This is a genomic window from Flavonifractor sp. An10, assembly GCF_002161215.1.
Lineage (GTDB): Bacteria > Bacillota > Clostridia > Oscillospirales > Oscillospiraceae > Flavonifractor > Flavonifractor avistercoris.
In genome coordinates this window covers 148,911-173,836 of the sequence record NZ_NFMB01000006.1, presented here as the reverse complement: position 1 = coordinate 173,836, position 24,926 = coordinate 148,911, and the positions used below count along the sequence as shown (strand labels likewise).

General features: G+C 55.6%; 25 protein-coding genes. 8 read left to right on the top strand and 17 right to left on the bottom strand.

What is annotated here, in order from left to right; all coding sequences use genetic code 11:
* Positions 1 to 20: 20 nt before the first annotated feature.
* From B5E42_RS12060 to B5E42_RS12050, 3 genes are all read left to right on the top strand, one after another.
* Positions 21 to 1,727 carry a hypothetical protein gene (locus B5E42_RS12060; protein ID WP_141242532.1) on the top strand — a complete coding sequence of 569 codons (1,707 nt, stop codon included), beginning with the start codon at positions 21 to 23 and terminating at the stop codon, positions 1,725 to 1,727.
* 80 nt (positions 1,728 to 1,807) lie between these two features.
* Complete coding sequence (locus B5E42_RS12055) at positions 1,808 to 2,068, top strand: hypothetical protein (protein ID WP_087239976.1); 261 nt, start codon at positions 1,808 to 1,810, stop codon at positions 2,066 to 2,068.
* Between the two features lie 53 nt (positions 2,069 to 2,121).
* The gene (locus B5E42_RS12050) at positions 2,122 to 4,128 is read left to right on the top strand and encodes a tetratricopeptide repeat protein (RefSeq protein ID WP_087239974.1); all 2,007 of its coding nucleotides are present in this window, start codon (positions 2,122 to 2,124) and stop codon (positions 4,126 to 4,128) included.
* 583 nt (positions 4,129 to 4,711) lie between these two features.
* Here B5E42_RS12050 and B5E42_RS12045 read toward each other — a convergent pair.
* The 7 genes from B5E42_RS12045 to B5E42_RS12025 form a co-directional block, all read right to left on the bottom strand.
* On the bottom strand, positions 4,712 to 5,902 hold the full coding sequence (locus B5E42_RS12045) for an IS256 family transposase (protein WP_087237682.1): 1,191 nt from the start codon (positions 5,900 to 5,902) through the stop codon (positions 4,712 to 4,714).
* A 359-nt stretch (positions 5,903 to 6,261) separates the two neighbouring features.
* Positions 6,262 to 6,744: a tyrosine-type recombinase/integrase gene (locus B5E42_RS19685; RefSeq protein ID WP_242967122.1), complete on the bottom strand. Its 483-nt coding sequence runs from the start codon at positions 6,742 to 6,744 to the stop codon at positions 6,262 to 6,264.
* Between the two features lie 17 nt (positions 6,745 to 6,761).
* Positions 6,762 to 7,109: a hypothetical protein gene (locus B5E42_RS19680; RefSeq protein ID WP_242967121.1), complete on the bottom strand. Its 348-nt coding sequence runs from the start codon at positions 7,107 to 7,109 to the stop codon at positions 6,762 to 6,764.
* A 5-nt stretch (positions 7,110 to 7,114) separates the two neighbouring features.
* Positions 7,115 to 7,444 (bottom strand): hypothetical protein, encoded by a 330-nt coding sequence (locus tag B5E42_RS19675; RefSeq protein WP_242967120.1) that lies wholly within the window; start codon positions 7,442 to 7,444, stop codon positions 7,115 to 7,117.
* Positions 7,445 to 7,648: 204 nt separating this feature from the next.
* The gene (locus B5E42_RS20050) at positions 7,649 to 7,930 is read right to left on the bottom strand and encodes a helix-turn-helix domain-containing protein (RefSeq protein ID WP_343214192.1); all 282 of its coding nucleotides are present in this window, start codon (positions 7,928 to 7,930) and stop codon (positions 7,649 to 7,651) included.
* A 148-nt stretch (positions 7,931 to 8,078) separates the two neighbouring features.
* The gene (locus tag B5E42_RS12030) at positions 8,079 to 8,591 is read right to left on the bottom strand and encodes a hypothetical protein (RefSeq protein WP_141242531.1); all 513 of its coding nucleotides are present in this window, start codon (positions 8,589 to 8,591) and stop codon (positions 8,079 to 8,081) included.
* Between the two features lie 119 nt (positions 8,592 to 8,710).
* Complete coding sequence (locus B5E42_RS12025) at positions 8,711 to 9,454, bottom strand: hypothetical protein (RefSeq protein WP_087239970.1); 744 nt, start codon at positions 9,452 to 9,454, stop codon at positions 8,711 to 8,713.
* Between the two features lie 306 nt (positions 9,455 to 9,760).
* On the opposite strand from B5E42_RS12025, the gene B5E42_RS12020 reads away from it, so the two are divergent.
* Both B5E42_RS12020 and B5E42_RS12015 read left to right on the top strand, forming a co-directional pair.
* Positions 9,761 to 10,036, top strand: coding sequence for a type II toxin-antitoxin system Phd/YefM family antitoxin (locus B5E42_RS12020; protein WP_087239968.1), 276 nt, complete (start codon positions 9,761 to 9,763; stop codon positions 10,034 to 10,036).
* Complete coding sequence (locus B5E42_RS12015; protein ID WP_087239966.1) at positions 10,017 to 10,334, top strand: type II toxin-antitoxin system RelE/ParE family toxin; 318 nt, start codon at positions 10,017 to 10,019, stop codon at positions 10,332 to 10,334. The genes B5E42_RS12020 and B5E42_RS12015 overlap by 20 nt, the downstream gene beginning before the upstream one ends.
* Positions 10,335 to 10,723: 389 nt before the next feature.
* Here B5E42_RS12015 and B5E42_RS12010 read toward each other — a convergent pair whose 3' ends face one another.
* The 10 genes from B5E42_RS12010 to B5E42_RS11975 all read right to left on the bottom strand — a co-directional run bounded on the left by B5E42_RS12010 (position 10,724) and on the right by B5E42_RS11975 (position 18,709).
* Complete coding sequence (locus B5E42_RS12010; protein WP_087239964.1) at positions 10,724 to 11,191, bottom strand: hypothetical protein; 468 nt, start codon at positions 11,189 to 11,191, stop codon at positions 10,724 to 10,726.
* A 374-nt stretch (positions 11,192 to 11,565) separates the two neighbouring features.
* A complete protein-coding gene (locus tag B5E42_RS19670) occupies positions 11,566 to 11,949 on the bottom strand; it encodes a site-specific integrase (protein ID WP_255397028.1) in 384 nt (127 codons plus the stop codon).
* On the bottom strand, positions 11,946 to 12,563 hold the full coding sequence (locus tag B5E42_RS19665; RefSeq protein WP_242967119.1) for a site-specific integrase: 618 nt from the start codon (positions 12,561 to 12,563) through the stop codon (positions 11,946 to 11,948). The genes B5E42_RS19670 and B5E42_RS19665 overlap by 4 nt, the downstream gene beginning before the upstream one ends.
* Positions 12,564 to 12,754: 191 nt before the next feature.
* Positions 12,755 to 12,895, bottom strand: coding sequence for a hypothetical protein (locus B5E42_RS19660; RefSeq protein ID WP_242967118.1), 141 nt, complete (start codon positions 12,893 to 12,895; stop codon positions 12,755 to 12,757).
* A 143-nt stretch (positions 12,896 to 13,038) separates the two neighbouring features.
* Positions 13,039 to 14,475 carry a CotH kinase family protein gene (locus B5E42_RS12000; protein ID WP_087239962.1) on the bottom strand — a complete coding sequence of 479 codons (1,437 nt, stop codon included), beginning with the start codon at positions 14,473 to 14,475 and terminating at the stop codon, positions 13,039 to 13,041.
* A gap of 3 nt (positions 14,476 to 14,478) precedes the next feature.
* Positions 14,479 to 15,153, bottom strand: a complete 675-nt coding sequence (locus B5E42_RS11995) for a DUF4956 domain-containing protein (RefSeq protein ID WP_087239960.1) — start codon at positions 15,151 to 15,153, stop codon at positions 14,479 to 14,481.
* A 26-nt stretch (positions 15,154 to 15,179) separates the two neighbouring features.
* Complete coding sequence (locus B5E42_RS11990; protein WP_242967117.1) at positions 15,180 to 15,881, bottom strand: polyphosphate polymerase domain-containing protein; 702 nt, start codon at positions 15,879 to 15,881, stop codon at positions 15,180 to 15,182.
* Positions 15,859 to 16,887, bottom strand: coding sequence for a PepSY domain-containing protein (locus tag B5E42_RS11985; protein WP_087239958.1), 1,029 nt, complete (start codon positions 16,885 to 16,887; stop codon positions 15,859 to 15,861). The genes B5E42_RS11990 and B5E42_RS11985 overlap by 23 nt, the downstream gene beginning before the upstream one ends.
* Before the next feature lie 182 nt (positions 16,888 to 17,069).
* Positions 17,070 to 17,972 (bottom strand): hypothetical protein, encoded by a 903-nt coding sequence (locus B5E42_RS19215; protein WP_087239956.1) that lies wholly within the window; start codon positions 17,970 to 17,972, stop codon positions 17,070 to 17,072.
* Positions 17,969 to 18,709, bottom strand: a complete 741-nt coding sequence (locus B5E42_RS11975) for a sigma factor (protein ID WP_343214191.1) — start codon at positions 18,707 to 18,709, stop codon at positions 17,969 to 17,971. The genes B5E42_RS19215 and B5E42_RS11975 overlap by 4 nt, the downstream gene beginning before the upstream one ends.
* 1,099 nt (positions 18,710 to 19,808) lie before the next feature.
* On the opposite strand from B5E42_RS11975, the gene B5E42_RS11965 reads away from it, so the two are divergent.
* The 3 genes from B5E42_RS11965 to B5E42_RS11955 all read left to right on the top strand — a co-directional run bounded on the left by B5E42_RS11965 (position 19,809) and on the right by B5E42_RS11955 (position 24,925).
* Complete coding sequence (locus tag B5E42_RS11965; protein WP_087239952.1) at positions 19,809 to 20,519, top strand: LytTR family DNA-binding domain-containing protein; 711 nt, start codon at positions 19,809 to 19,811, stop codon at positions 20,517 to 20,519.
* Entirely contained in the window at positions 20,516 to 21,826 is a 1,311-nt protein-coding gene (locus tag B5E42_RS11960; protein WP_087239949.1) for a sensor histidine kinase, read from the top strand. Before B5E42_RS11965 ends, B5E42_RS11960 begins: the two co-directional genes overlap by 4 nt.
* A 279-nt stretch (positions 21,827 to 22,105) precedes the next feature.
* Entirely contained in the window at positions 22,106 to 24,925 is a 2,820-nt protein-coding gene (locus tag B5E42_RS11955) for a glycoside hydrolase family 3 N-terminal domain-containing protein (RefSeq protein WP_087240251.1), read from the top strand.
* Position 24,926 lies beyond the last annotated feature (1 nt).

Genomic DNA, 24,926 nt, shown 5'->3' with positions numbered 1-24,926 from the left:
TTATGATGGGGTGATGCCTTGTGGAAGATATGTTTTCTACCAAACGTAACAAGGATAAGCAAACAGGAGCACAATATTCAGGTGCGGTCAACTCTGATATGAATTCAGCGGCTTTTCAAACACACATGGACAAATTCCATGCCGCACAGGGCCATGGGTATGCTGCGGAACAAGCCAATCACTTATACGATAAATTAACTGGAAAAGATGCTTCTATAGTTGGCGGAGACAATGCCAAAGATGGAGCAGACCGATTGGTCAATGGCATCCGTATTCAAACAAAATACTGTCAAACAGCCGCTGATTCTGTTGCTGCTGCTTTTAATCAAGGAAAGTACCGTTATATCAATTTAGACGGCTCTCCGATGCAGTTGGAGGTTCCTTCAGATCAGTATGAAAAAGCTGTTGAACTCATGGCTAACAGAATCAGAAGCGGACAGGTTCCAGGCGTCACAAATCCAGCCGATGCAAAGGACTTGGTGCGGAAAGGCCAGTTTACTTACAAACAGGCCTTAAATATTGTAAAGTTTGGCACAATCGAATCTTTGACTTTTGATGCCGTCAATGGAGCTATTGTCTCTGCGAGTGCGCTTGGAATATCTACTCTGATTGCTTTTGCCCAGTGTATATGGCGGGGAGACTCCCTCGACCTTGCCGTTGAAAATGCGCTTTATTCAGGAATTCAAATTGGTGGAATCGCTTTTATCAACTCGGTAGTCACATCCCAATTGATGCGTACGGCGTTACCTAAAGCGTTGATGGCACCTACTAAGCAGATTACGGAAATGATAGGCCCGAAAGCATCGGCGTATATCTCAAATTCGCTTCGTAGCGGAGCGAATATTTACGGGGCCGCAGCGATGAATGACGCTTCCAAGCTGCTTCGCGGAAATCTAATTACCGCCAGCGTAATGATAGCTGTTCTTTCCGCTCAGGATATTCGTAATGCTTTTCAGGGCCGTATCTCAGGAAAGCAGCTTTTCAAAAATGTTGTTTCAACAACTGGTGGAATTGTAGGCGGAACCGCAGGTGTTTTGGCTGGAAAGTATGTATTGAGTTTGATTGCACCCGGAGCAGGCAATATCGCAGGCTTTTTGGTGTCTTTGGCCGGAGGCGCGGCTGGCGGAAGTGCAGGCGGGAGTGCCACTCGATCTATTGTGGGACAATTCATCGAAGATGACGCTGTCGCATTGACCAAAATGATAGAAGACAGTTTCTGTCAACAGGCTCAAGATTACCTGTTGACGCAGGAAGAGATTGATATTATTCTTGAAGATTTGACGCGCGCTCTGCAAGGGGAAACCCTTCTGGATATGTTCGCAAGCACTGATCAAGAACAATTTGCTGATATTTTGGTTAGAGAGCAAATTGAGCGGTTAATTCGCGGACGTGCCAGGGTATACCTTCCTGCTGATGAAGAGTTTGTGCGTGGAATTGGAGTGTTGGTGGAAGATGCGTCCAACGGGGCAGGTATTTTCTCCTCAGAGGCCCCAGCCAAAGTTGATCCTGTAGAGATTGGCAGACAGGTGACCGGGCGAGAGCTATCCCTCCATGCGGCCCGCAAAGGTATGTATGCGGCAAAACAGATAAATTTAGTGCAAAAACAGGGAGAAAGAAGATTAGAGCGAATGGTTTCAGACGAAAAGCAGTTCCAATCCGCCCTTGAAAAAGTCCGCTCTGAGCGGGAAAAAATGAAAGATGAGTTGACTAAGTTATTGGATAGATAATTGAATAAGCGAGGTAAAATACTTGCAAAGTACTTCATGCTATTTCTCTCACTCAAATACGCTAAAAAGGAGTCGTAATTATGAAACAGAAAAAACAGATTATTATTGCATTTAAGAATCACATTGATATGAATAATGTGCAATTATCTTTTAAGTTGGAAAATCCAGTTGAAAGTCCAGATGACCTTTTGTGTGCGGATAAAATACTTCCTAAGATTTTCAACACGGGTTACAAGTATTGCTTTGAAGATAAGAACATTGTAAGTATTGAGAAACAAGAAAATAAAATTATAATCAGCATCTTACTTGATAGTTCAATGGGAGATGTCTATGTGGAATAATTGCTACGTGTTGCAAATGCTGAAACATACGGAGGATAGGAGAGGGCATATAAATGAGTACGGAACTGAAAATCATTGATCCGGCATTTCTCAATCAAGAGGATCGGACTGAACTGGACACCAATATTGAATCGATGATTGCCAGTTTTAAGAGTAATCGACAGGAGATTAATCGCCTTGTATTTGAAAGCGTTTCTGCTCTCACAATGGGTGAAAATTATGAGCAGGAGCTTGCACAAAAAAAGGGACTGAGGCGGCTACTCGGGGGGATCACTGGTAGCAATAAAAGACTTCAGGACAAGATCAATCACAATAGAGCGATTGCCCAGTATGCAGCGCAGCAAACTATACAACGTCTTGCTGAGCAAAATTTGATGACTTTCGATTTGATTACTGCCGTCAATAATAAGTTGAATGCCTCCGTGGTGGCAATAGAATGGGAAATCAATGAGGTTTACGCTACCCTTGCGGCTTTTTTCAAGCAGAGCCGTAGCGATGTAATACAGCTTGAAAATCGTGTGGAGCGTTTGGAACGAAATGTCAATCTACTGAACTGGCAAAACTCCATTGAGTATCAGCTGTTTGATGGAGTGGAATATACTGATTTAGATGATACTACTAAAATCGTATGCCTCGTCCGGGATTTTTACGACATTACAAAGGGTAACTGGACAACTTCCGACCTGTTGTTGCTGAAAACGGCGATGGGTACCATTGGAATCTCTCCTAAAGCAAATATCGGACTCTTCGATTTTATCAAATCTATTGACGAAAATAGCCATTTGAGGCAGCACCTTTTGGGAGGATTACAAATTTCCCGTATGCCAGAAGCATATCTAATTCCGCTTTGCGGAATGAAGAAACTGGAACTTTTAAGCGGTGAGGAACAGTATGTTGTCGAAACAATTACAGATGAATTGAGTCAGCAGGGTATTCGAATGGACGAGGCGCTGCTGCGCGAGGAACTGACGAAAAAGTATATCCGCCAAGAAGCGACTGTTGATATGGGTATGACCGTTAACAGTTATGATCTTATTTTGGAGATGTTGTTTAATCTGCGAGAGGCTTGTGACAGAGGACTGCTTGTTCCAGAGAATGCGGACTCTGATGCGGATGATAGCAACGATACCGAAGATTTGGATGCTCTATTTTATGAAGCATCCGAATTGTTCCGCACATACCATCCCGTTGAAGTACGTCCGCTCTTAGAAAAGCTATCTGATGCAGGCTATGGGAAAGCAAATGCTCTGCTCTATTGGCTGTTGTGTGATGGATACTATGAGAATGGAGATTACATTAAAGATGATAATTTGGCGAAAGACTATTTAAAAGTTGGGTATGATTCGGGCGAGTGCATTAGTTCCTTGCTATATGCTCTGTTTTACGATTCGCCGGATGAAAAATTAGTAAAACAGTTTTTACCATATGTCCAGGAACTTGCAGAACAGGGGGATATATTCGCAGAATATGCGCTGGGTGTTACAGATTTAAACAATGCTTGTGGAGAAATTGATTACTTCTCTGCGGTCCAACATTTTCTGACTGCGTACCAGACTGGATTCTACAGAGCGGCTGGATCTATCTTTCTACGTTACTATAATGGTGATGAACCATTTAAAAAAGATTGGGTGCAAGGTTTACTTTGGGGCTTAGAAGTCCTGAAATATGGGTGCCCTAACAGAGTTTTTGATTTCGCATATATGCTCATGAATATCGAAAATTTTGGTTGCACAGATGACAATGAAAAACAGAGTGCATATGAAATGGCTATTGAACAATGGGTGTCACTTACAGAATTAGGACAATGTGGTGCGCCAACAAATCTTGGGTGGATGTATGAGGTGGGCCGAGGAACCCCGTCTGATTTAGAGAAAGCGGCGCAGTATTATTCCATAGCAGCAGAACGTGGCGATAATGTCGGCCAATGCAACTTAGCATACTGCTATCTGAATGGACGAGGTGTTCCCTGTAACCGGGAAGAAGCAAAATATTGGCTGAAAAAGTCTGCTGAGCAAGGCAATCAGCGCGCAAAAGATTTGCTGAAGGAGAATTTCTCCTGAACATTTTTGTGTGAAGCATATTGACAGCCTACTTACCGTATGATATGCTACAAAACAGATATGGGGCGTTGGCGGTGGAGGTATACTCTCTGGGCTAACGCCTCATAACATTTTTAGGAGGTATCGTCTAATGACGGATATCGAAAAATTATGCGAATATTGTTCTAATTTGACATCTATGTTGTGCGAAACGGATCGGGAATTAGAAAAACTCGATAATCAATTTGCCCAAGGGAAAATCACATATCTTTCATACGTACAGCGTATATACCCTCATCTCATTTATATTCGGCGGGCATCTTACGAGCGGGATTGTGTCAAACAAGAAATTTTGTGCAGATGTGTCTGATAGGAATACTTCAATTGTAGCAAAAGAGGCTATACGAGTAAAATCGCATAGCCTCTTTCCCCCATACATAGCTTAAGCCCCATAGGTTCACATTGTGTACCTATGGGGCTTAACCCTTACGTCGTGTCTTTCTTTTTGGGTTTTGGCCGCCGGAGACGGCCTCCACCCTTTGCTTTTACAGGTCGTGTCAAGAATTTTTCGCACTTTAGTTCGCAGACTCTGCCGTAAATGAAGTCAGCCAGCAATGGAGGCATCCTCCAAGGTCGCCTCCAGGTGCTTCATGTTCATGTACTTCTTGTTGCCCCACTGAGTACCGGCTACATGGCGCAGCCGGGCACAAACCAGCATTAGAGCTGAGTTGCCGTCCGGGAAGCTGCCAACCACACGGGTACGGCGGCGGATCTCTCGGTTCAGCCTCTCAATCACATTATTGGTACGGATACGGGTCCAGTGCTCACTGGGAAAATCGCAATAGGTCAGCGTTTCCTCAATGCCATTCTCCACCTTCTGGGCGGCCTCTTTCAGTTTCATGGAGCGCAGTTCCTCCACCACGGCCTTGGCCTTTTCCCGGGCAGCTTTCTTGCTCTCCTGAGCATGGATCGCCTTGAGCATTTTGGCTACCAGCTTCACCTTAGAGCGAGGTGTGACCGAGAACACATTACGGTAAAAGTGGACGGTACAACGCTGGTATTTGGCCTCAGGAAACACTTCTCCCACAGCTTCCAGCATGCCAAGGCACTTGTCGCCAACAATGAGCTTCACGCCATCCAGGCCACGGCTATGCAGCCACTGGAAGAAACTGACCCAGCTGGCTTTGTCCTCCTTCATACCCTCGGCAGCGCCAAGAACCTCACGATATCCGTCCTCATTGACCGCAATCGCCACCAGAATAGCCACATTTTCAAACTCTCCACCCCAGTTACGGCGCAGGTAGATCCCATCCACATAGACATACGGATAGCGTCCGCCCTGCAGAGGGCGGTTCCGCCAATCCTCAATGTGGACATACGCTTTCTTGTTCAGCTCACTGATGGTGGAGGGTGAGACCTTGCTGCCCCAGAGGGCCTCGGTGATGTCCTCCACGCGCCGGACGGATACGCCGGCCAGGTACATCTCAATGAGAGCCTCTTCCACGCTGCTTTCCCGGCGGCGATACCGCTCAATGATAGCCGTTTCAAAGGAGATCCCTTTCAGCTTAGGCACCTTGAGGGTGACATCCCCGGAAGTGGTGGTGAGGTTGCGGTTGTAGTGGCCGCTGCGGTAGCCCTGGCGCTGCTCATTACGCTCGTACCGGGCTGCTTGAGTCAATTTCTCTGCCTCAGCCTCCAGCAGCTCGTTGAGGGTTTCCTCTACACTTCCGCGTACAAGTTCCTTGAGCTGCCCCTTGATAACTTCTTCGTTTAGCTGTACAATTTTCTCGGACATGGTTTGCTGTCTCCTTTCGAATGGTGTGTCGCGACTTCATTCTACCAGAGATCTGCAAACCATGTCTCTTTTTATTTTTGCGAAATTTATTCTACCTGACCGCTTTTACATGCTCGGGCGGAGTGAATCCGCCCTGCGCCAAGGTTTTCACCTGCGGCGAAAACGCTTGTACGGCGCAAAAGCGCCGCCGGACAGAAGTCCAGACCTTTTGGGCTGTAAATGTCCAGATTGATCTGGCATTTCAAGAGAAGGCTGCAATTTGTTAAGAATTGCAGCCTTCTTTTATTGTTTTTTGCATAATCGCGTCTTAAATATTTACGTAATATTTCTGGGCGCGACGTTGACCCTTATTTTGACCCTTATTGCGCCTTATCCAGCATGTGGATGTACTGCTCCATTCGCTCTGAGCTACTGCGTTTCATCTGCTCTGTGACGTGTCCGTAGACATCCAGAGTAAATGCGGCGGAGTAATGACCCAGGTTCTCTTGTACTGTTTTTATATCGTCTCCCGCCTGGATGGAGAGCACTGCATAGCTATGGCGGAGGTCGTGAAATCTCAGTTTTGGCAAGCCCATTTTGATAAAGAGCCGTTTCAGGTGCCTGTAAACCAGATCGTGGTTCAGATGCTTTCCAAACTCATCGGTAAATACCAAACTATTTGGATTTGACCACGCAGGGCCCGCCAATAGCCTCATCTCTGCTTGGCGGCGTTTCTGCTGGCGCAGCGTATCCATTACAAATTTTGCGGGATAAATCTGTCGGATCTTATTGTTTTTAGGGCTCGTGAACTGATAGCCACCGTATTTGGAGCCTAAAAACTGTAACTGACGCCGTATGGTCACGCAGCCCTGGTCGAAGTCTACGTCATCCCACTGCAGCCAATGATCTCACTCTGCCGAATGCCGGTAAAGAGGTCTACCAAGTAGAGATACTCAAATTTATGTCCTTTGATCTCTGCTAGGAATTGAGCCACCTCTTTGTCCTTCAAAGGATTAATCTCTGAGGCAGATCGCTTGGGTAAAATGGCCATAGTAGCAGGATTTGCGCTCAGATACCCAATCCTAACGGCCTGCTGTAGCGCGCTATGGAGCACACCATGGATATTTTTTGCCGTTTTGGGATTCAGCGGCTTGCTGTTATCCTTACTGTTGGTCAGTCCATTTATGAACTTTTGGATGTGTATCGGGGGCAGTTCTTGGATACGCACTTTACCTAGTACTGGCTTGATGTGGTTTTTGCGGTTGCCTCATAGGACTTCTTGGTGTGTGGCTTCATATTTCCGGTATATTCTTTCAGCCAGGTATCCAGCCACTCTCCTAATGTGATTCTTATTGGCTCCGTATAGACGCCCTTGTCAATCTTTGCAGTAATAGAGCGCAGTTTTTCCCGAACCTCTTTCTGCGCTTTCCCATAGATAGAGTGCTGCACCTGCTTCCCCGTTTGGGGATTATCGCCGGATGTGTACCGGGCCTCCCAACGTCCGTCAGGTCTCTTCCGTATCGAGCCAGAACCTTGTGCACCTCTAGTTGATTTTCGTGCCATGATAACTCCTTTCCGGGTGCTGAGTCGATTTCGCCGTGATATGGGCATATCTATTTTATCGGTATCACGACGGCCCGTCAATCACCCACTAAACTAACAGGCAAAATCCTATCTTAACGTATTTGGGGTACCTGAATCCCGCCGCTTTGTCCGGCGGATTAAGAGGGGACGGTCGCCTTGCGGCGACCGTCCCCTCGTTTTCCTTTACGCCGAGGTTTTCACATTCAGATGGTCCATCACACACTGCCGTGGGATGCGGACCAGATTTCCAACCCGGATACACTGGATTGTCCCGGAGTTGACCAGTGTGTAGGCGCTATTCCGACCAATGCTGAGAAGATCCATCAGGCCCTCAATCCTCAGAACCAGAGGAAGGTCCTCCCAGTTTGCAGCTTCAGCTCTTGTCCTCTCATACGTCTGCCATCCCTTCCAGCTGGAGGGAATTTCCAAACTCCTCAAACGCACTGCGATTGACCTTGTAGACATAGACAGTCTCCCGCACACCATAGACATTGTAGACGCTGATCCGGGTCATCCGGGTCTCTGAATTGGCGGGAGCTCCGGCGAGCAGCCCCTCCTTCTTCAAGGCGCACAGGACATACGGCCTGCTCTGGGTGATCGCTTGGCAGATAAGCTAGAACGCATTTGAAGGGAAGCAGAGAAAGTCCTGGTCGTAATACACCAACGGATTCCCGGTGGAACATCTCTCACCGGACATGGGAGTGAGGGTCAAACGCCCAGCACGAAGGTGCGAACGGGCCACATCGATGAAATCCTGGACTGCGGGCACATGTGCCAGCCCACGCTCCGAGGTCTGCTTCAGCAGGGATAGCAGGCAATCCCATCGTTCCTCCTGCCTCTCCCAAATCAAGGGGATGCTTTCCGGGTCTGTATCCCTGTAAAATTCCGCCAGGAACTCATCGAGGGCGGACAGAATCCCCAGCAACTGCCGGCAAGCCTCATTCAGGGATCCTGCAGACGGCGTTGTCAAGACGTCCCGGCTTTGCCGCCGCAGTGCGGACTTCAGGGTGTCCAGATTGGCCTCTGTGTAGGCCAAAAAGGCTGTCAAGTAGTCCTGCTGGTACTGGAGCAGGCCGCTTTTTCCCACCCAGGCCTCCCTGTCGAACTTGCCCCGGGTCAGCTCCATCAGAAAGGCCTCTGGCATGCAGCTCAACGAGGAGGCATGATCCGACAGAATCATCGGCATCGCCGGGAGCGGCAGGCTGCTTTGCTTCCTGTGGTGTTCCCAGGTAATCTGCCTCGTGATCAGGATCTCAGCAAAGGCGGCCGCATTCGCTTTGGAGCTGGCAGAGCAATACTCGTCCAGGATAAACAGCGGTTGGTCCTTCCGGGACAGGATACTGTTGTTGCCGTTGCCGCAGCGGAACTCTGGAGCGGAACAGGCTCAGCGGGTACCGAGCTTCTCCGGCCTGACCGATGGGTGGTAAAGCCAGCGAAGGCGGCAAAGTGGTGGTTGCCATCTCCAGCGCTGCCCCACCCGGCATAGTAGTCCAGACGGACGCATTGAACCACTTTGGAGACCGCTGTGCGCAACAGCTCGGCTGTGATCTTGGTTGTGCGGCGGAGGCAGACATCAACAACGGGGCACTCCTGGAAGGCAGTGAGCAGGGTACGGTCAGATCCGTAGTGCGCTGCGTCCAAAACCAATACCCGCTCCATGCAGGATAGTCTGATGCAGTAAAACTCCGGAAGGTCAAACAGCGGCTCCGGAATCACGTGGAAGGCCCACACGATAGATGCATTCATGAGCAGGAGCGCGTTGTTTGACTTGCCCACCGTGTAGGTGCACCCGTTGTTCGACACAGCCATACTGCTGTAGGCCTCCTCTGCCATCTGACGCTGTGCCATCTGCTGCTGAAGCTGCCAGTTCTTCAAATTGGCCTGGATAAGTGCGTCCGAGATCTGGGTGACCTGTTGCACATACTGAGGTGGAACCAGCATGTAAGGGGGGCCATAATAGGCCGCAGGTATGGGGGAATAGTAGCACATAGAAGGATACCTCCTTGTATCATGTGCCGGATTGCTCTCGATCTCCGGAAACCGAGGCAATCCGGTGGGTGGATGGGGTGACGCGCCGGCTCTTGCGAGCTATAGCAATGATACCGCAGGCCCAGGATGAAGCACACAAGTAGGACAATATTTGAATTTACCGTCGTTTATATTGATTAAATTCAGATTTTATTGTAAATATATGTTTCAATATATTTTATCTTGCGCCAACAACTTCCTTGTTGCATGTTGTGTATCCTTTTGATATAATATTATCAATAAAGCGATATATAAGGAGCGAGTCGCATGAAAATCAGGCCATCGTCCGCACTTCGGAATGACTATACCGCAATCTCTGAATTAGCAAAGGTCTCTGGGGAGCCCATCTTCATCACCAATAAGGGGGAGGATGATGGGGTGTTTATGAGCATGGCCGCCTTTGAGGAGCGGGAGAAGATGTACCGCCATCGGGACAAGATCTACGAGGCGGAGATGAGCCGTCTGAGAGGCGACCCGGCGTATACGCAGGAGGAGTTGGACGCCGGGATGGAGGAACTGTTCCATGCCTACGAAGAGGTATAAGCTGCTCTATCTCGCCCCAGCGGAACAGGATATCAGGGAGATCATCAAGTTCCACATCACCCAGGTGGGAGTTCAGTCCGCCCGGGGCATTTACCAGACCATCCGACAGACAATTTTGCGGCTCCGGGACTTCCCGCTGATCGGTCAGATCCATCCAGATCCTCTGCTGGCGGCAGAAAATTACCGGAAGCTGGTATTGACGAACACGTATGTCGCAGTTTATCGGGTGAACGGGGACACAGTTTACATCTACCGGGTAGTAAACGGTACAACGGATTACCCCAGGCTGCTCAAATGAATCTTGCTTTTGCTGCCTGCTAGAGGTACTGTCCAAAATGTTGCCATAGGAAAACACAGCCCCGGCTCTGTGGAGCCGGGGCTGTGTTTTTGTGGTATGAGAATCCTTTCCACAGATGGTTCAGTCATTCGCTGAAGGCGGTGTTGTCCACCGGGCACAAACGGATCAGAAAAGCCGTCAGTTTACCCCATCTGAGAATACGGTCAGACCTCGAGCCGTTTCCGTCCATTATGAGGACGGAGCCATACATGTTCTCGCAAAGGTCCCCCTTGCATACGCAGGTGAATCTGACGTTGTCTATTTTGCGGAAGAATAGTTCAGTCTTTTTAGCGCCTGATTCCGAATTTCAGGGACTGCTTCTTCTATGTCATTTTTTAGCATCAGCATGATCAGTCCACAAAGAAATTTGTATGCAAAATGATTGAATTTTCGAGTTGGTACACTTTTATGGGGTCACTCTGGTTCTCGTCTGCTGCATTGTAATAAACCTGTATTGCCATCTTCATCTCATTAGCAGAAGAAAAAGGAGGTTCTCTGCCGAAAAATTCGGCTGCTCTAGCAACTTTTACCTGTAGTTTGTCAAACTCAACTTGCAGCTGAAGGGTGTCTTCAGAGAAAAGCGAATTGTCAGATTCGCCGGTACGTTGCCAAAGTTCGTTAGCTGTCCTCGCCAGCAGTTCGGCGCTTTTTCTATAGGAATCTTCTCTTCCCTTCAATTCTTTGGGGCTTGCGTTGGCTTCGTAAAGTTCGTCTTGAGTCTGGGAATCCCGTTTGATAGTAAGCCGTTCTGGCAGAGCGTATTGTACCAGCGTCTTGTAACGGCTAGCCGCTTTACAAGATTCATGAATTTTCTCCATATTCAAAGCGGTCTTTGAAAAATCATCAAGAGCCAATGAGCGAACCGTAAAGCGCTTAAAAAGTAATTGGCAGGATGGCAATTTTGCTCGTCTGATTTGATTTTGGCGACCATCAATACTTTTGCCCTCGAATATTTCAAATACCGGAATGAGAATGGCTCAATTGCCTAGTACGTGATGAAGAATTTGGTGAAAATGGCAGGCTTGAATGGTCAGTTCCAGACCGTCTCCACTGTTGGAAGTTCAGTTTCATAAATCCGTCAGAATCCGTGGATTCTGGCGGGTTTCTTTTTGTTTTCATCACTTTTCCGAGCTGATTATTTTTGCCGTTTTCGTCTGGCCCAAACCGTGACCCATACGGGATCTCGGAGCGGTCAGGACTGGAAACTGCCGGAGAGGACACTGCCCATCGTCTTGGCCGCCTGCCGCTGGGAGGCCGTGGTCACATGAGCGTAGGTGTCCAGGGTGAACCCCGCTGAGAAGTGTCCCAGCATTCCAGACACCGTTTTCACGTCCACCCCGTTCTGCAGTGCCAGGGTGGCAAATGTGTGCCTTAAATCGTGGAACCTTACCCTAGGCAGGCCCGCCCGTTTCAGCACCCGGTGGAGCATATGCAGCACGCTGTCCGGGGAGATCGGCCTACCGGTGGGGCTGGGGAATGCCCAGGGACTGCCCCCTGCTTTCTTTCTCTGTGCTTTCAGGACGTCTATCGTATCCTCTGCCAGCGGCAGGGTGCGGTAGGCGTTTTTCGTTTTCAGGGGGGCTCCACCACCTCGCCGTTGATCCGGGCGATCTGCCGCTTAACCCGGAGGTCGCCCCGCTCCAAATCAATGTCTTCCCAGTTCAGACCGAGAAGTTCTCCCCGGCGGAGCCCGGTGGCCAGCTCCAGGTAGTAGAGCTCATACACACCGCTTTCTTTTGCCTCTCTCAGGAAGGACTGTAGCTGTTCCACCGGCAGAGTTTTCATCTCCCGGTGCTCCAGCCTGGGCAGGGCGCAGCCCTCCGCCGGATTGGCGACGATTAGTTTCTGCTCTTTGGCTAAGCTCATCGCAGAGGAGATGATCTGGTGGATGTTCCGCACTGTCTTGGGGCTCAGCCCTTTGGCCTGGTGCCTGGATTCCAATCGGTCTACGCGACCGTTGGCCAGCAGCTTCTTGTAGAACTTCTGTAGTTCCGGAGAAGTGAGCTTTTCCAGCGGGATTCTTCCAATATTGGGCTTGATGTGGTTGTCGATGTACCCACGGTAGGTCTGGTGGGAGGATGGCCGTACTTTTATCTTGGCGTAGTGCTCAAACCATTCCTCCATCCACTGGAACACGGTGTATCGGCCAACCTTGGCCGCCTTTCCGCTTGCGGAGGTTGCCCTCCCCATTGGCCCTGCGCTTGCTCATGCTCTATCCACCCCCCTCCACCTCATCCAGGCCCTCCACAGCCAGCTTCATCCCCAGTCGGAAAACCCCGGATGAAATGCTCCAGGGCTAGGGAGCTGCTGCCTTCATTGCCCGCGCCGATCAGCCCCAGCAGGAAGGCCTTAGCCTCCCTCTCCAACAGGATGGTGAGTTTCTACTCGCACTCCTCCGCCCGGCCCATGGCTTTCTCCAGCTTGGAGTCCATATTGATCTCCCGGTTGTGGGGCCGGATTTCGCCGTAGTACAGATCCTCAGTGTTTTTCGCATGGCCTTCGCCTCCTTCGCAGCGATACACAACACCACAGAAGGAATGTTTCAAAAATACGTTTGAGCCGGCGAAATACGCTGTGAAAATCCCTCCGATGCGGCGATTCCGCCTCGGAGGGATATGTTTTCATATGCAGCTGTTCCGGACATCATGGACTGGATGGGCCCGGTTCATTCCAGAGCGGCCAGGGCAATGTCCTGCCGCGCCCTGGCATCCTCCAGATCCCCAAAATCCCCCAGATTCCCCAGGGCGATGTGGGAGGCGTCCACCCCTGCGCCGGGGTGCTCCGCCTGCTGGGCCAGCGTGGCGGGATAGAGCCCCTCCATCTGGCCCCGGACGCTCTCGGATCGCAGGCAGCACACCTCCAGCAGGGTGTCCACCGCCAGCAGATGCTCCTCATAGGAGCAGAAGGCTGTGGGATCCGCCTCCACATAGGGGGCGATCAGCGCCTGGGTCTCCCGGATCTCCGCCTCGTACCGGCCGCTCTCGAAGTATTCCGTGAGCAGCTGGTCAAAATAGGCGTGGTACCGGGCAAAATATTCGTCGTTCTTCATCAGGTTGTGGTAGAGGGGCCGCTCCAGCATGGTCTCCCCCCGGGCGGGGGTGTTGATGGGCCAGTTGAGGAGCACGTTGGGGTCGCGGATGGGATTGGTCATGCCCAGGGCGTAGGTGCCGAAGGCCAGATTGTAGTCCCAGGGCAGGATGGAGAGCACCCCGTCCTCCTCGTAGAGGAAGTAGTTGTGCCCCGTGTGGCCCAGGTAGCTGTCCCAGTTCATGACGAACACCTGCACCACAAAATACCGCAGCACCTCGTCCACGTTCACCGCCGTCTCCAGGTTCTCCCCGGTGGACAGCACCCGCAGGGCCCGGATCAGCCGGGCCTGATCTCCGGCGTCCACGTCAAATTTGGCGTTATCAAAGAGATTGGGGTAGCTGGCCGGGTCATCATCCACATACCGCAGGGCCAGGTCGGCGTTCTCCGCGTTCAGGGAGGTGTAGTCCGGCTTGTAGAGCTGCCCGTGATCCGCGCCGAAGTTCCGCCGGGCAAAGGCCTCCTCCGGCTCCTCGATGGCCAGGAACAGCCCCCAGGGCCGGCCGTTCACCGTCACCCACACATAGCTGCACAGCGGGGCGGGCACCCCCATGAAAGCCATCATGTCGTACGCCAGCCAGGTTTTCAGATAGCTGTTGTCCTGAAAGGAGGCGTCCAGGGAGAACTTGTCCAGGCCGTGGTAGCTCCCCCCGTCCACATAGTGGTCGAACTCCAGCTTGAGGCTGTACCGGCTCAGGCCGTATTCCTCTGTCAGCCGCAGGGAGTTGTTCCCCTTGGCCCGCAGGCCCACCTGGTGAAATGTCTCTCCATCAATGACGGCGGTGCAGGGGACGTATTCCTCCGCCGGCGCGTCCGCCAGGAACTGCGCCCAGTTCTCCACCTGAATATCCACAGTGTGGACGCGGCTGCCGTCAAAGAGGCGGGCGGCGTACTCCGGCGCGGCGCTGGCGGCCTGAAGCCCCAGGCGCTCCCCGAAAAAGAGCAGCCCCGTCAGCGTCAGGGCCAGCACCATGGCCAGCGCGCAGATGCCCTCGATGTGTCGGTGGCGGATCATGGCCTAGCCCATGTAGTCCCCGTTGTAGGAGACCAGCACCACATGGCTCACCCCTGCCATGGCACCCAGCTCACCCACAAAGCCGGTGTCCGCGTCCCGGAGGCGCACCTCATAATTCAGCTCAATCTGACCGGGGGAGACACTCTTGCTCTTCAGGTTGAGCCGCCGCACCCGGGCCTCCACCAGCGCCCGAACCTGGGCCTCCTCGTCCTGGGACGCGCAGTGAACCACCAGGATGTAGGGGGACTCGCCGTTTTTCTGCCGGGAGAACACCAGCAGCACCACGCCCACAAAGAGGCTGCCCACCACCGCCAGGGGGATCAGCCCCGCCGCCAGCACAATGCCCGCGGCGATGGCCCAGAACAGGAAGGCGATGTCCATGGGCTCCTTGACGGCGGTGCGGAAGCGGACGATGGACAGGGCGCCCACCATGCCCAGGGAGAGGACGATGTTGCTGGTCACCGCCAGGATCAGCAGGGTGGTGATCAGGGTGAGGGCGATGAGGGTCACGCCGAAGCTGGGGGAGTACATGACCCCGCTGTAGCTCCGCTTATACACCAGGAAGATGAACAGGCCCAGCAGAAAGGCCAGCGCCAGGGCGATGGCGGTATCCAGCAGGGAGACGCTGTCCAGCCGCTCCAGAAAGCTGGATTGGAAGATATCCTGAAAGGTGGTCATGGAGGCCACTCCTTCCCGTATGTTTTTCAGTCGAACCGGCGGCACAGGGCGTACTTGGAGCAGGCCCCGGCCCGCCGGTTGGGGGTCTGCACCGCCAGGCGCACCAGCTCGGGCAGAAACGCGTCGTATTTGACCTCCAGCACCGTGGATCCATCCAGGGGCCTGAGGGCGAACCGCTCCGGTTGGAAGAACTCCAGGGCGCTGCGTCCGGTGCGGATGTTCCGGTCCAGGGTGACGCGCACATTGCCCGGCGCATAGGCGAAGGCCTCCCGGTCGTAGCAGACCACGGTACGGGGCGCCAGGCCGTTCCCCCGCAGCTTGCTGTAGAACTCCAGCAGCAGGGGGTCGCCGCTCTCCAGCAAAAAGCCGTGCTCCCCCGACAGCAGGGCCTCCGCCTCCGCCCGGGACAGCCGGGCGCTGCGCTTGCCGCACAGGCCGTTGATTTTATACTTCTTCTCCAGCTTCAGCCAGGCGGGATCATCCCCGTAGTACCGCAGGCGGAATTTCTCCCGCCGATCCACCCCGTCCAGCTTCTCCCGCAGGGCGGCGTCATAGGGTGTGTCAAAATACAGGCTGGTGATCCGGTAGGTTCCGTCCGCGCCCGCGTGTGCGTCGCGGCGGAAGAGCTTCCGCAGCCGGCCGGCGAGCACCAGATCCTCCTGGGGAGAGATCTGGTGCTTCAGCTCGTGCCGCAGCCGGATGGACTCAGTCGTCCCAGTCGTCGTCATCGTCGTCGTCCCAATCATCATCGTCGTCCCAATCATCATCGTCGTCCCAATCATCATCGCCGTCATCGTCCCAGTCATCATCGCTGTAGTCGGTGACGCCATCGGCATTGGGGCCGTAGTCGGTGTCGTCGTAGTCGGTGACGCCGTCGGCATTGGGGCCGTAGTCCGTGTCGTCGTAGTCGGTGACGCCGTCCGCGTTGGGGCCATAGTCCGTATCCGCATAGTCCGTGATTCCGTCGCTGCCGGGGCCGTAATCGGTGTCGTCGTAGTCCTGGTAGTCCGCGTCCATCTCCGTGACCTTGCCGGTGACGGCGTTGACCTCGTACTCATACTCCACGCCGTCCATGACAAACTCCACCTCGTACTCCCCGTCGTCCAGATCGTAGTCCTTTTCCACGAACTGGATATCATCCCGGCCCAGCTGGGTGGAGAGGATACCCTGCGCCGCCTGGGCGTTGATGTAACCCTTGTCGGCGTATGTATCATCGTAGTCGTCATCGTCCAGGGCCACGGTCTGGGAGCCGATCTGATCGGCCTCCACCACCAGGCGAACCGCCTGGGCCAGCTCGTTGAGGAACTGGTCGCTGGGATACCGGGAGCCCCGCTCCAGCTTGAGGACGATGTTCTTCTCATGGCCGTCGATGGTGGTATCGAAGTAGCCGCCGGCGTTGATCTCATTCACCAGCTCGCCGACGACGGCGGTGCAGGCCCTGCCCTCATAGCCGGTGTAGGAGGCCAGGACGGCCTTCCCGTCGTCGTTGAGGCCATTGAGGGCCACCACGTTGCCCGCCTCGTCGTAGTCCATCTCGATCTCCGGGTTGACGCTCAGCAGCACGGTGCCCACGCTTGCGGCGGGGCTCTCCGGGGCGGGGGTGAGGGCGGCGCCCTGGGCGTCCGTGCCCGGCTGGAGCGCGGTGGTGCCGCCTCCGCAGGCGGTCAGGGTGGTCAGGGTCAGGGCAGTGGTCAGGGCCAGTCCAAACAGCTTGGGAGTGAAGTTCTTTTTCATCTCATTCACCTCAGAAAATACAGTTTGTTTTGTGTTCTCTGCTGATAGATTACGAAGCCGCTGCCTGAAAAACGGGGTCTTGCAAAAAAGTTTTTCTCTTTGGCTTACATGGGGAGAATACGGGGGCCCGCCCCCCAAACCGGGGTTTCTTTCAAAATTTTTATCCGCTTATTTGCGGCGCCTCAGTCGTCATCCCCGCCGTCGTCATCATCCTCGCTGTCATCATCGTCATCGTCGTCGCCGTCATCCCGGCTGTCGTCCCAGTCGTCGTCATCCCGGGCCTCATAGTCCGTGACGCCGTCGCTGTACGTTTCCCCGCCGGTGTCCGTGTAGTCGGTGACGCCGTCGGCGTATGGGCCGTAATCGGTGTCTTGGTAGTCAGTCACACCATCGCCGCTGGTGCCGTAGTCCGTGTTATCCGGAATCGCCGGCGGAGCAGTCGGCTCCGGAGATGGCTCCGGCGTGGGTTCCGGCGTGGGCGGTGTCACCGGGATCACGATCTCTGTTGCAGGGGGCTCCTCTTCCAGGGGGCCGATCTGAATCACAATGGTCTGCCCGTAACGCTCCTCCAGATCCTCCCGGGCCTCCTGTTCCTCCCGGGCCTGCCAATCGGCGTCGGCGCTGGTGACGGTGATGGACACGGTTTCTCCGTCGGAGAGATAGCCCATATCAATGGCCCGCTCCACCAGCTCGCCGGCGGCGGTCTCCCGGTCTTTGCCCTGGTAGGCGTAGCCGGCGATCAGCGCCTCGCCGTCCTCATTCAGGCCATCCAGTCCCAGCACCCGGTCGGTACGGCTGACCGTCATCTCCACATCCGGGTTGATCTGGATGCGCAGCGTGCCGTAGGCCGTGTAGTTGGGCTGGTAGTAGCCAAAGAAGACCAGGCAGAGGCAGGCGGCCAGGCCGGCCACGCCGGACAGGGGCTTCCACAGGGCGGGGGACTTCGCCTTGGGCGGCTGCAGTTCCACAATGTCCTGGACGGTGTCTCCCACCTGGTAGCGCAGGTTGGCCGCCTTCAGAAAGCGCCCCTCCTCGTCCAGCAGCACCGCGTAGGCCGGGTGGGTTTCCATGACCAGATAGCTCATTTTCCGCTCCCTCCCTTCGCCGGGGCCAGCTGCCGCAGGTGCCCCCGGATGATCTCATAGCCGTTGGTGAAGGCCAGCAGAATGGCCACCAGATACTTCCTGTGCCGCTCCATGGTCTTTTTGTCGGTGCCGGAGCCCGCCGCCAGCTCGTTCATGGGCAGGCGGCCCGTCTCCACCAGCCGATCCAGCAGCTCCGGATGGGCCCGGGCGTGATCCAGCACCCGGCGGCAGGCGGCCAGGGTGCGCTCCTGCCGGGGGCAGTTGTCCGCCACATCGGAAAAGGAGATGCCGAAGGCCGCCAGCTGGGCGCCGAACTCCTGAATCTCCCGCTGGCTGGCCGTGCGCGTCTCATAGGCGTCCGCATGATCCACCGTGTCTGGGATGGTGTCCAGCAGCTCACCGCCGTCCTCCTCCGTGCCCAGGGGCGTGTGGAGGGAGATCACGTTTCCGTGCCGCTTTTCCGCCCGGTAGTGGTCGATGAGCCGGTTCCGGATGGCCCGGGCCGCATAGGGGAGAAACGCCCCCCGCCCCTTTTCATAGCTCAGGATGGCCTCGTAGAAGGCCAGCATGGCGATGCTCAGCTCGTCCTCGTGGCCGTCCTCCGGGGCGGCGTGAGTGAATTTTACCGTCTCACTGCGAATAAAGCCCATGTACTGGCCGATCAGGCGATCCGCCGCCTCCGGGTCTGTCTTCGCCTCATATACCTGGCCCACGATGCTGTGTTCTGTCCGCACCATTCCGATCCCTCCATCCCCTCCAGCAGAAGAATACGAACCGTCTGCCGGATTTTCGGGGTCGCCCCTGTAGAATCCCAGGGTATGACATATCCATTTTAATAATCTAGCAAAAATCAGGACTGTCAGCGACATGGCGGATGTCAATTTTGTGTAAATAATATGTAAAGTACTGATATTTCTGATACGTCAGGTGCCCGTATTGCGCTTATGCCTGATTTTTACCCGCGTCGTAAGGGGTACATACCACCATCGCAGCCGGCAGGAAGATAAATCAAAAAGGACGTGCGCAGGGTCATTCCCAGCACGTCCTTTCTGATCGGATGGAGACAATTTTTGATGGTATGCATCACGGCAAAAGCGAAATGGAAACGGCTCACCATATTACGGGCAACATTTAACCCCCGGGATCGCTGGACTTTTCAAATTGACGACCACCTAAAACCGCCGGCTGTGGCGAAAAGGTGCATCTTCCGCGACAGCCTGAACGCCCCGCGCTGCGGGGCGTTCAGGCCGGGAGGCGGGGCGCTTGCGACCACCTCTCTTTATCCTAGTACTAAAATCGAACGCCCCCAGAGAACCCGAAACGGGACTCCCCGGAGGCGTTCTTCTTCTGGAATTGAATGTTCTGGATGGCCAGGATCGCCGCGTCATGGCTGTCCCAGACAGCCACCGCCCCACACACGGCCCAACACCGCCGAAATTCCCGTTCCGGGGGCAGCTTGCCCCGCTTCCGCTCTGAAACCGGCACACAGGGTGCACACGGCCGCGACAGCGGTTTCCTCCTGCCTGTCCGCCTCGTGCTTGAGTACGCCGGATGCTCACGGTGCAAAGTGGGTGCGGGCTTCTGCCCGCAAAAGGCGTTTGGCGGCCGCTTGCGGCAAGCCAGGTGCTCTGCTTGCCCCACACGTGGGTGGGTGATGTCTGTCATCTAGACTTGACGCGAACACTTGCTTCCCTGACAGTGTGGAGCTTTTGCGTTTTCACGGGTGAGGCATTGACATAGACTTCTTACAGAATATCACACGATATGCTTTTGCAAAATGCGGGATTCCTGCTATACTAAGAAGCAGACAGCCACATCTTGGAGGGGGGCAGCCGTATGCTTCATATCGCAATCGTAGAGGATGATCCCAGCTATGCCCGGCAGCTTCAGGACTATCTGGGCCGGTACAGCCGGGAGAGCGGCGAGCCCATCGAGGTGGCGGTCTATACCGATGGCGACGAAATTGTGGAGGGGTACCGGGCCCAGTTTGACCTGATCCTCCTGGATGTGGAGATGCCCTTCCTGGACGGAATGACGGCGGCGGAAGAGATCCGCAGGCGGGACAGCGAGGTGGTAATCATCTTCATCACCAACATGGCCCAGTATGCCATCAAGGGCTATGCCGTGGATGCGCTGGACTATGTGCTCAAGCCGGTGAGCTATTTTGCCTTCACCCAGCGGCTGGAGCGGGCGGTCGCCCGCATGAAGCGCCGGGAACGGAAGTATCTCGTGATCCCGGTGAAGGGCGGCAGCCAGAAGGTGGACGTGTCCCTGCTCTACTATGTGGAGAGCCAGGGCCACACCCTGCTGTACCATACCGCCGCGGGCGTCTACTCCTCCACCGGGACGATGAAGGAGGTTGAGGCCCGGCTGGAGGGGCTTCACTTTTTCCGCGGCAACAACGGCTATCTCATCAATCTGGAGCACGTAGACGGGGTGCAGGACGGCTCCGCCCTGGTTCACGGGGAGCAGCTCCAGCTCAGCCGCCCCCGCCGGGCCGCCTTCATGGAGGCCCTGACCAACTATCTGGGCGAGGTGGTCAAATGAACCCCATGCCGGACATTCCCCGCCTTTACACCGCCCTGGCGGAGTGGTGCGCCTGCCTGATCTATGTGCTGCCCCTGCGGGGGCGGCTGCGCGGCTGGCGGTTTTGGCTGGCCGCTGCGGGAGCCCTGGCCGTTCAGGGGGCCTTTCTGGGCCCCACCGGCGGGCTTCCGCTCCCCTTCTGGATTCCATGCATGGCCGCGGCGGTGGGCCTGATGTTTCTGTTTCTCTGGCTTTGCGGCGGCGCCGCCCCTCTGGACGCGGGCTACCTCTGTGTCCAGGCCTTCGTGCTGGCCGAGCTGGCCGCCTCACTGGAGTGGCAGCTCCACTGCTTCCTGTGGCCGGACGGCGCGCAGCGCGCCCCCGGCTTCCTGGTGCTGGCGGGGGTATACGGCGGAGTCTTCCTGCTGATGGGATGGCTGGTGCGGCGGCATCTGACCCCGGAGCAGCGCCTGGGCATCACCGGGAGGGAACTGGGTTCCGCCTTTATCATCGGCGTGGCGGTCTTTGCCGTCAGCAACCTGAGCTTTGTCTCCGCACGCACCCCCTTCAGCGGGCCCTACGGGGCGGCGGTGCTCAACATCCGCACCCTGGTGGATCTGGGGGGCGTGGCCATCCTGTTCGCCCATCTGCTCCAGTGCGGTGAGCTCCGGATCCGCCGGGAACTGGAGGCCGTGCAGAATGTGCTTCAGAACCAGTACATCCAGTACCAGCAGTCCAGGGAGAGCATCGAGCTGATCAACCGGAAATACCACGACCTCAAGCACCAGATCGCCGTGCTGCGGGCGGAGCCGGATGCCGCCCGGCGCGGGGCCTTCCTGGACGCCATGGAGGCGGACATCCGGCAGTACGAGGCCCAGAACAAGACGGACAATTCGGTGCTGGACACGGTGCTCACCAGCAAGGACCTTTACTGCGCGCGCAATCAAATCACCCTCACCTGCGTGGCCGATGGAAGGCTGCTGGACTTCATGGATGTGATGGATCTGTGCACCCTGGTGGGTAACGCCCTGGACAACGCCATTGAATACGAGGAGAAGATTGCCGACCCGGAAAAGCGGCTGATTCATATGACCATATCGGCCCAGAAGGGCTTTGTTCTGCTGCGCCTGGAGAATTACTGCGAGGATCAGCTGGCCTTTGAGGACGGCCTGCCCGCCAGCACCAAGGGGGATCCCCGCTTCCACGGCTACGGCCTGAAGAGCATCCGCTACGTGGCCAGGAAATACGGCGGGGCGGCCACCGTCCAGGTCGGCGGAGGCTGGTTCGAGCTGAGGGTGCTCTTTCCACAGTCCGGCGGCGGCACTTGAACTAAAAACCGCCGCCTCTTTTTGTGCATTTTATATGATTGCTTCAGCAAATTTTGCTGAAAACCCGTCAGTCTGTGCCGGCCGCGCGCACGGATCTCCAAACTGTGCTAGGGTATTGCTGTAAGGTGCCGGAAGGAACCGGCCCAATACAGAAGCGAGGAGGAGTTTCCCGTGTTGAAAAGAAGCGCGAACAGATGTCTTGCCGCGGCGGCCTGTATGGGAGGGCTGGCGGCAGCGATGCCGGCGGCCGGCGCCGCCGGAGCGGCTGATGTGCTGAATATGCAGGATGTATACGACTACACCATGCAGGCGCTGCCCTATCTGATTCCATTCTTCGCCGTTTTGGCGGCCACCATTGTCCTGTGGATTGCCATGCGGAAAAAATCCCGCGCAGTCAAGCGCCTGGTGCGGGGCGAATCGGTGCTGGCCTGCATCCTGACCCTTGCGCTGGGCGCAAACCTGATCTGCCTGAACCCCCTGAGCAACGTGATGAGCCTGGTGTTCGCCGTGCCTGCGGAGCTGAGCGCGGAGACAAAGGCGGAAAGCGAGGCGCTGATTGAGGAGATCTCCGGGGAGGGGATTGTCCTGCTGGAGAACGACGGCCTGCTCCCCCTGGCCCAGAACACCAGGCTGAATGTGTTCGGATGGGCCTCCACCAACCCCTGTTACGGCGGGACGGGCTCCGGCGCGGTAGACACCTCCACCGCCGTCACCCTGCTGGACGGCCTGGAAAACGCCGGATTTGAGCTGAACACGGAGCTGTCCGACTTCTATGTCTCCTACCGCTCCGACCGGCCCAGAATCGCCCGAGTGGAGCAGGACTGGACGCTGCCGGAGCCCATGATGAGTGAGTACCCCCAGGAACTGCTGGACAGCGCCCGGGATTTTTCCGACACGGCGCTCATCGTGATCACCCGTGTGGGCGGCGAGGGCGCTGACCTGCCCACCGACGTGACAGCGGTCACCTACGAAGGAAATCCCGGCGACTTCACAGAGGGCCAGACGATCCTGGAGCTGAGCAAAACCGAGCGGGAAATGGTCGACTATGTCACTTCCACTTATGAAAACGTGGTCGTGGTGTACAACAGCGCCAACGCATTTGAGCTGGGCTGGGTGGAGGAGTACGACAACATCGGCGGCGTGGTCACCATCGCCGGCCCCGGGCAGACCGGCTTCAATGCTTTGGGCTCCGTGCTCAACGGCACGGTCAATCCCTCCGGCCGCCTGGTGGATACCTGGGTATATGATCTGACCTCCATCAATAACTTCAACAACATCGGTGACTTCCGCTATACGAACATGGAGGAGTTCGGCACGGAGGGGAACCCCATCGTCTCCTTTGTACACAATGTAGAGGGCATCTATGTGGGCTATAAATTCTACGAGACGGCGGACGAGGAGGGCTTCCTGGACTACGATGCCGCTGTGCAGTATCCCTTCGGCTATGGCCTGAGCTATACCCAGTTCACCCAGGAGATGGGGGCGATGACTGCCGACGGGGACGGAAACCTCATCTTTGACGTGACGGTGACCAATACCGGCGATCAGGCAGGCAAGGACGTGGTAGAGGTCTACTATACGCCGCCCTATTACAACGGCGGAATTGAAAAGGCGTCCGTCAACCTGATTGACTTTGCCAAGACCGACCTGCTGGAGCCGGGGGAGAGCCAGACCATCTCTTTCTCCATTGCTCTGGAGGATATGGCGTCCTATGACTCCTACGGACACGGCTGTTATGTGCTGGAGCACGGGGACTATACCGTGAGCATCCGCTCCGACTCCCACACCGTGCTGGCCCAGCAGACCTATACCCTGGATGAGGACATTGTCTATGGTGAGGACAACCCCCGCTCCACCGACCAGGCGGCGGCCCAGGACCTCTTCCAGTGGATCGAGGGAGACGTGACCTATCTGAGCCGGGCGGACGGCTTTGCCAATTACGAGGAGGCCACCGCCGGCCCCTCCAGCTACGAAATGCCGGAGGAATACAAGGCGGTCTACGTCAACAACTCCAACTATGACCCCTTTGCCGAGAACGATCCCAGCGATGTGGCGCCGGTAATGGGAGAGGACAACGGCCTGACCATGAAGGACATGTACGGCCTGGACTATGACGACCCCCTGTGGGAGGATATGCTGGATCAGCTCACCGTGGAGGACATGCGCTATATGATCTCCTCCGGCGGCTACCAGGGCGGCGCCATCAGTCATATCGGCAAGGTATATACCGTAGATGTGGACGGCCCGGCAGGCCTGTCCTCCTTCTTCAATGGCAACAGCGGCACCGCATTCCCCTGTGCCACCCTGATTGCCTGCACCTGGAATAAGGATCTGGCCTACGAGCGGGGCTCCCAAATCGGGCAGGAGGCCCGGGAGCTGGGCGTCAACGGCTGGTATGGCCCGGCCATGAACATCCACCGTTCCGCCTTCTCCGGGCGCAACTTTGAGTACTACTCGGAGGACGGCATGCTTACCGGCTATATGGCCGCCGCCGAGACCAAGGGGGCCCAGGACAAGGGCGTGTACTGCTACATCAAGCACTTTGCCCTCAACGATCTGGAGCAGAACCGGGAGAACCAGATCTGCGTCTGGAGCACGGAACAGGCCGCCCGGGAGCTCTATCTGAAGGGCTTTGAGATGGCCGTCAAGGAGGGCGGGGCCACCGCGGTCATGTCCGCTCTGAACTACATCGGCACGCAGTGGACAGGCTCCTGCTCCGCTCTGCTCAACGACCTGCTTCGGGGTGAATGGGGCTTCCAGGGCGTGGTGGTCACCGACTCCTTTGCCCAGGCGCAGAACTACAAGAGCGCCGACCGGGCCATCCGCAACGGCGGTGATATGATGCTCTCCTCCGCCGTGGGCGGCGCTCAGGAACTGGAGGACTACACCAGCGCCACTTCCCTGAACTATATGCGCACCGCCTGCCACAACATTCTCTACACCTTTGCCAACGGCTATGAATACTCCGGTGAGGTGGCTGTGCGGATGGAGCCCTGGAAGATGGGCATGATCGTCATCGACGTGGTGCTGGCCGCTGCCCTGGCGGCGGGTGAAATCCTGCTGCTGAAGGGGTATAAAAAGAACCGGGGGAGTCTTTAAG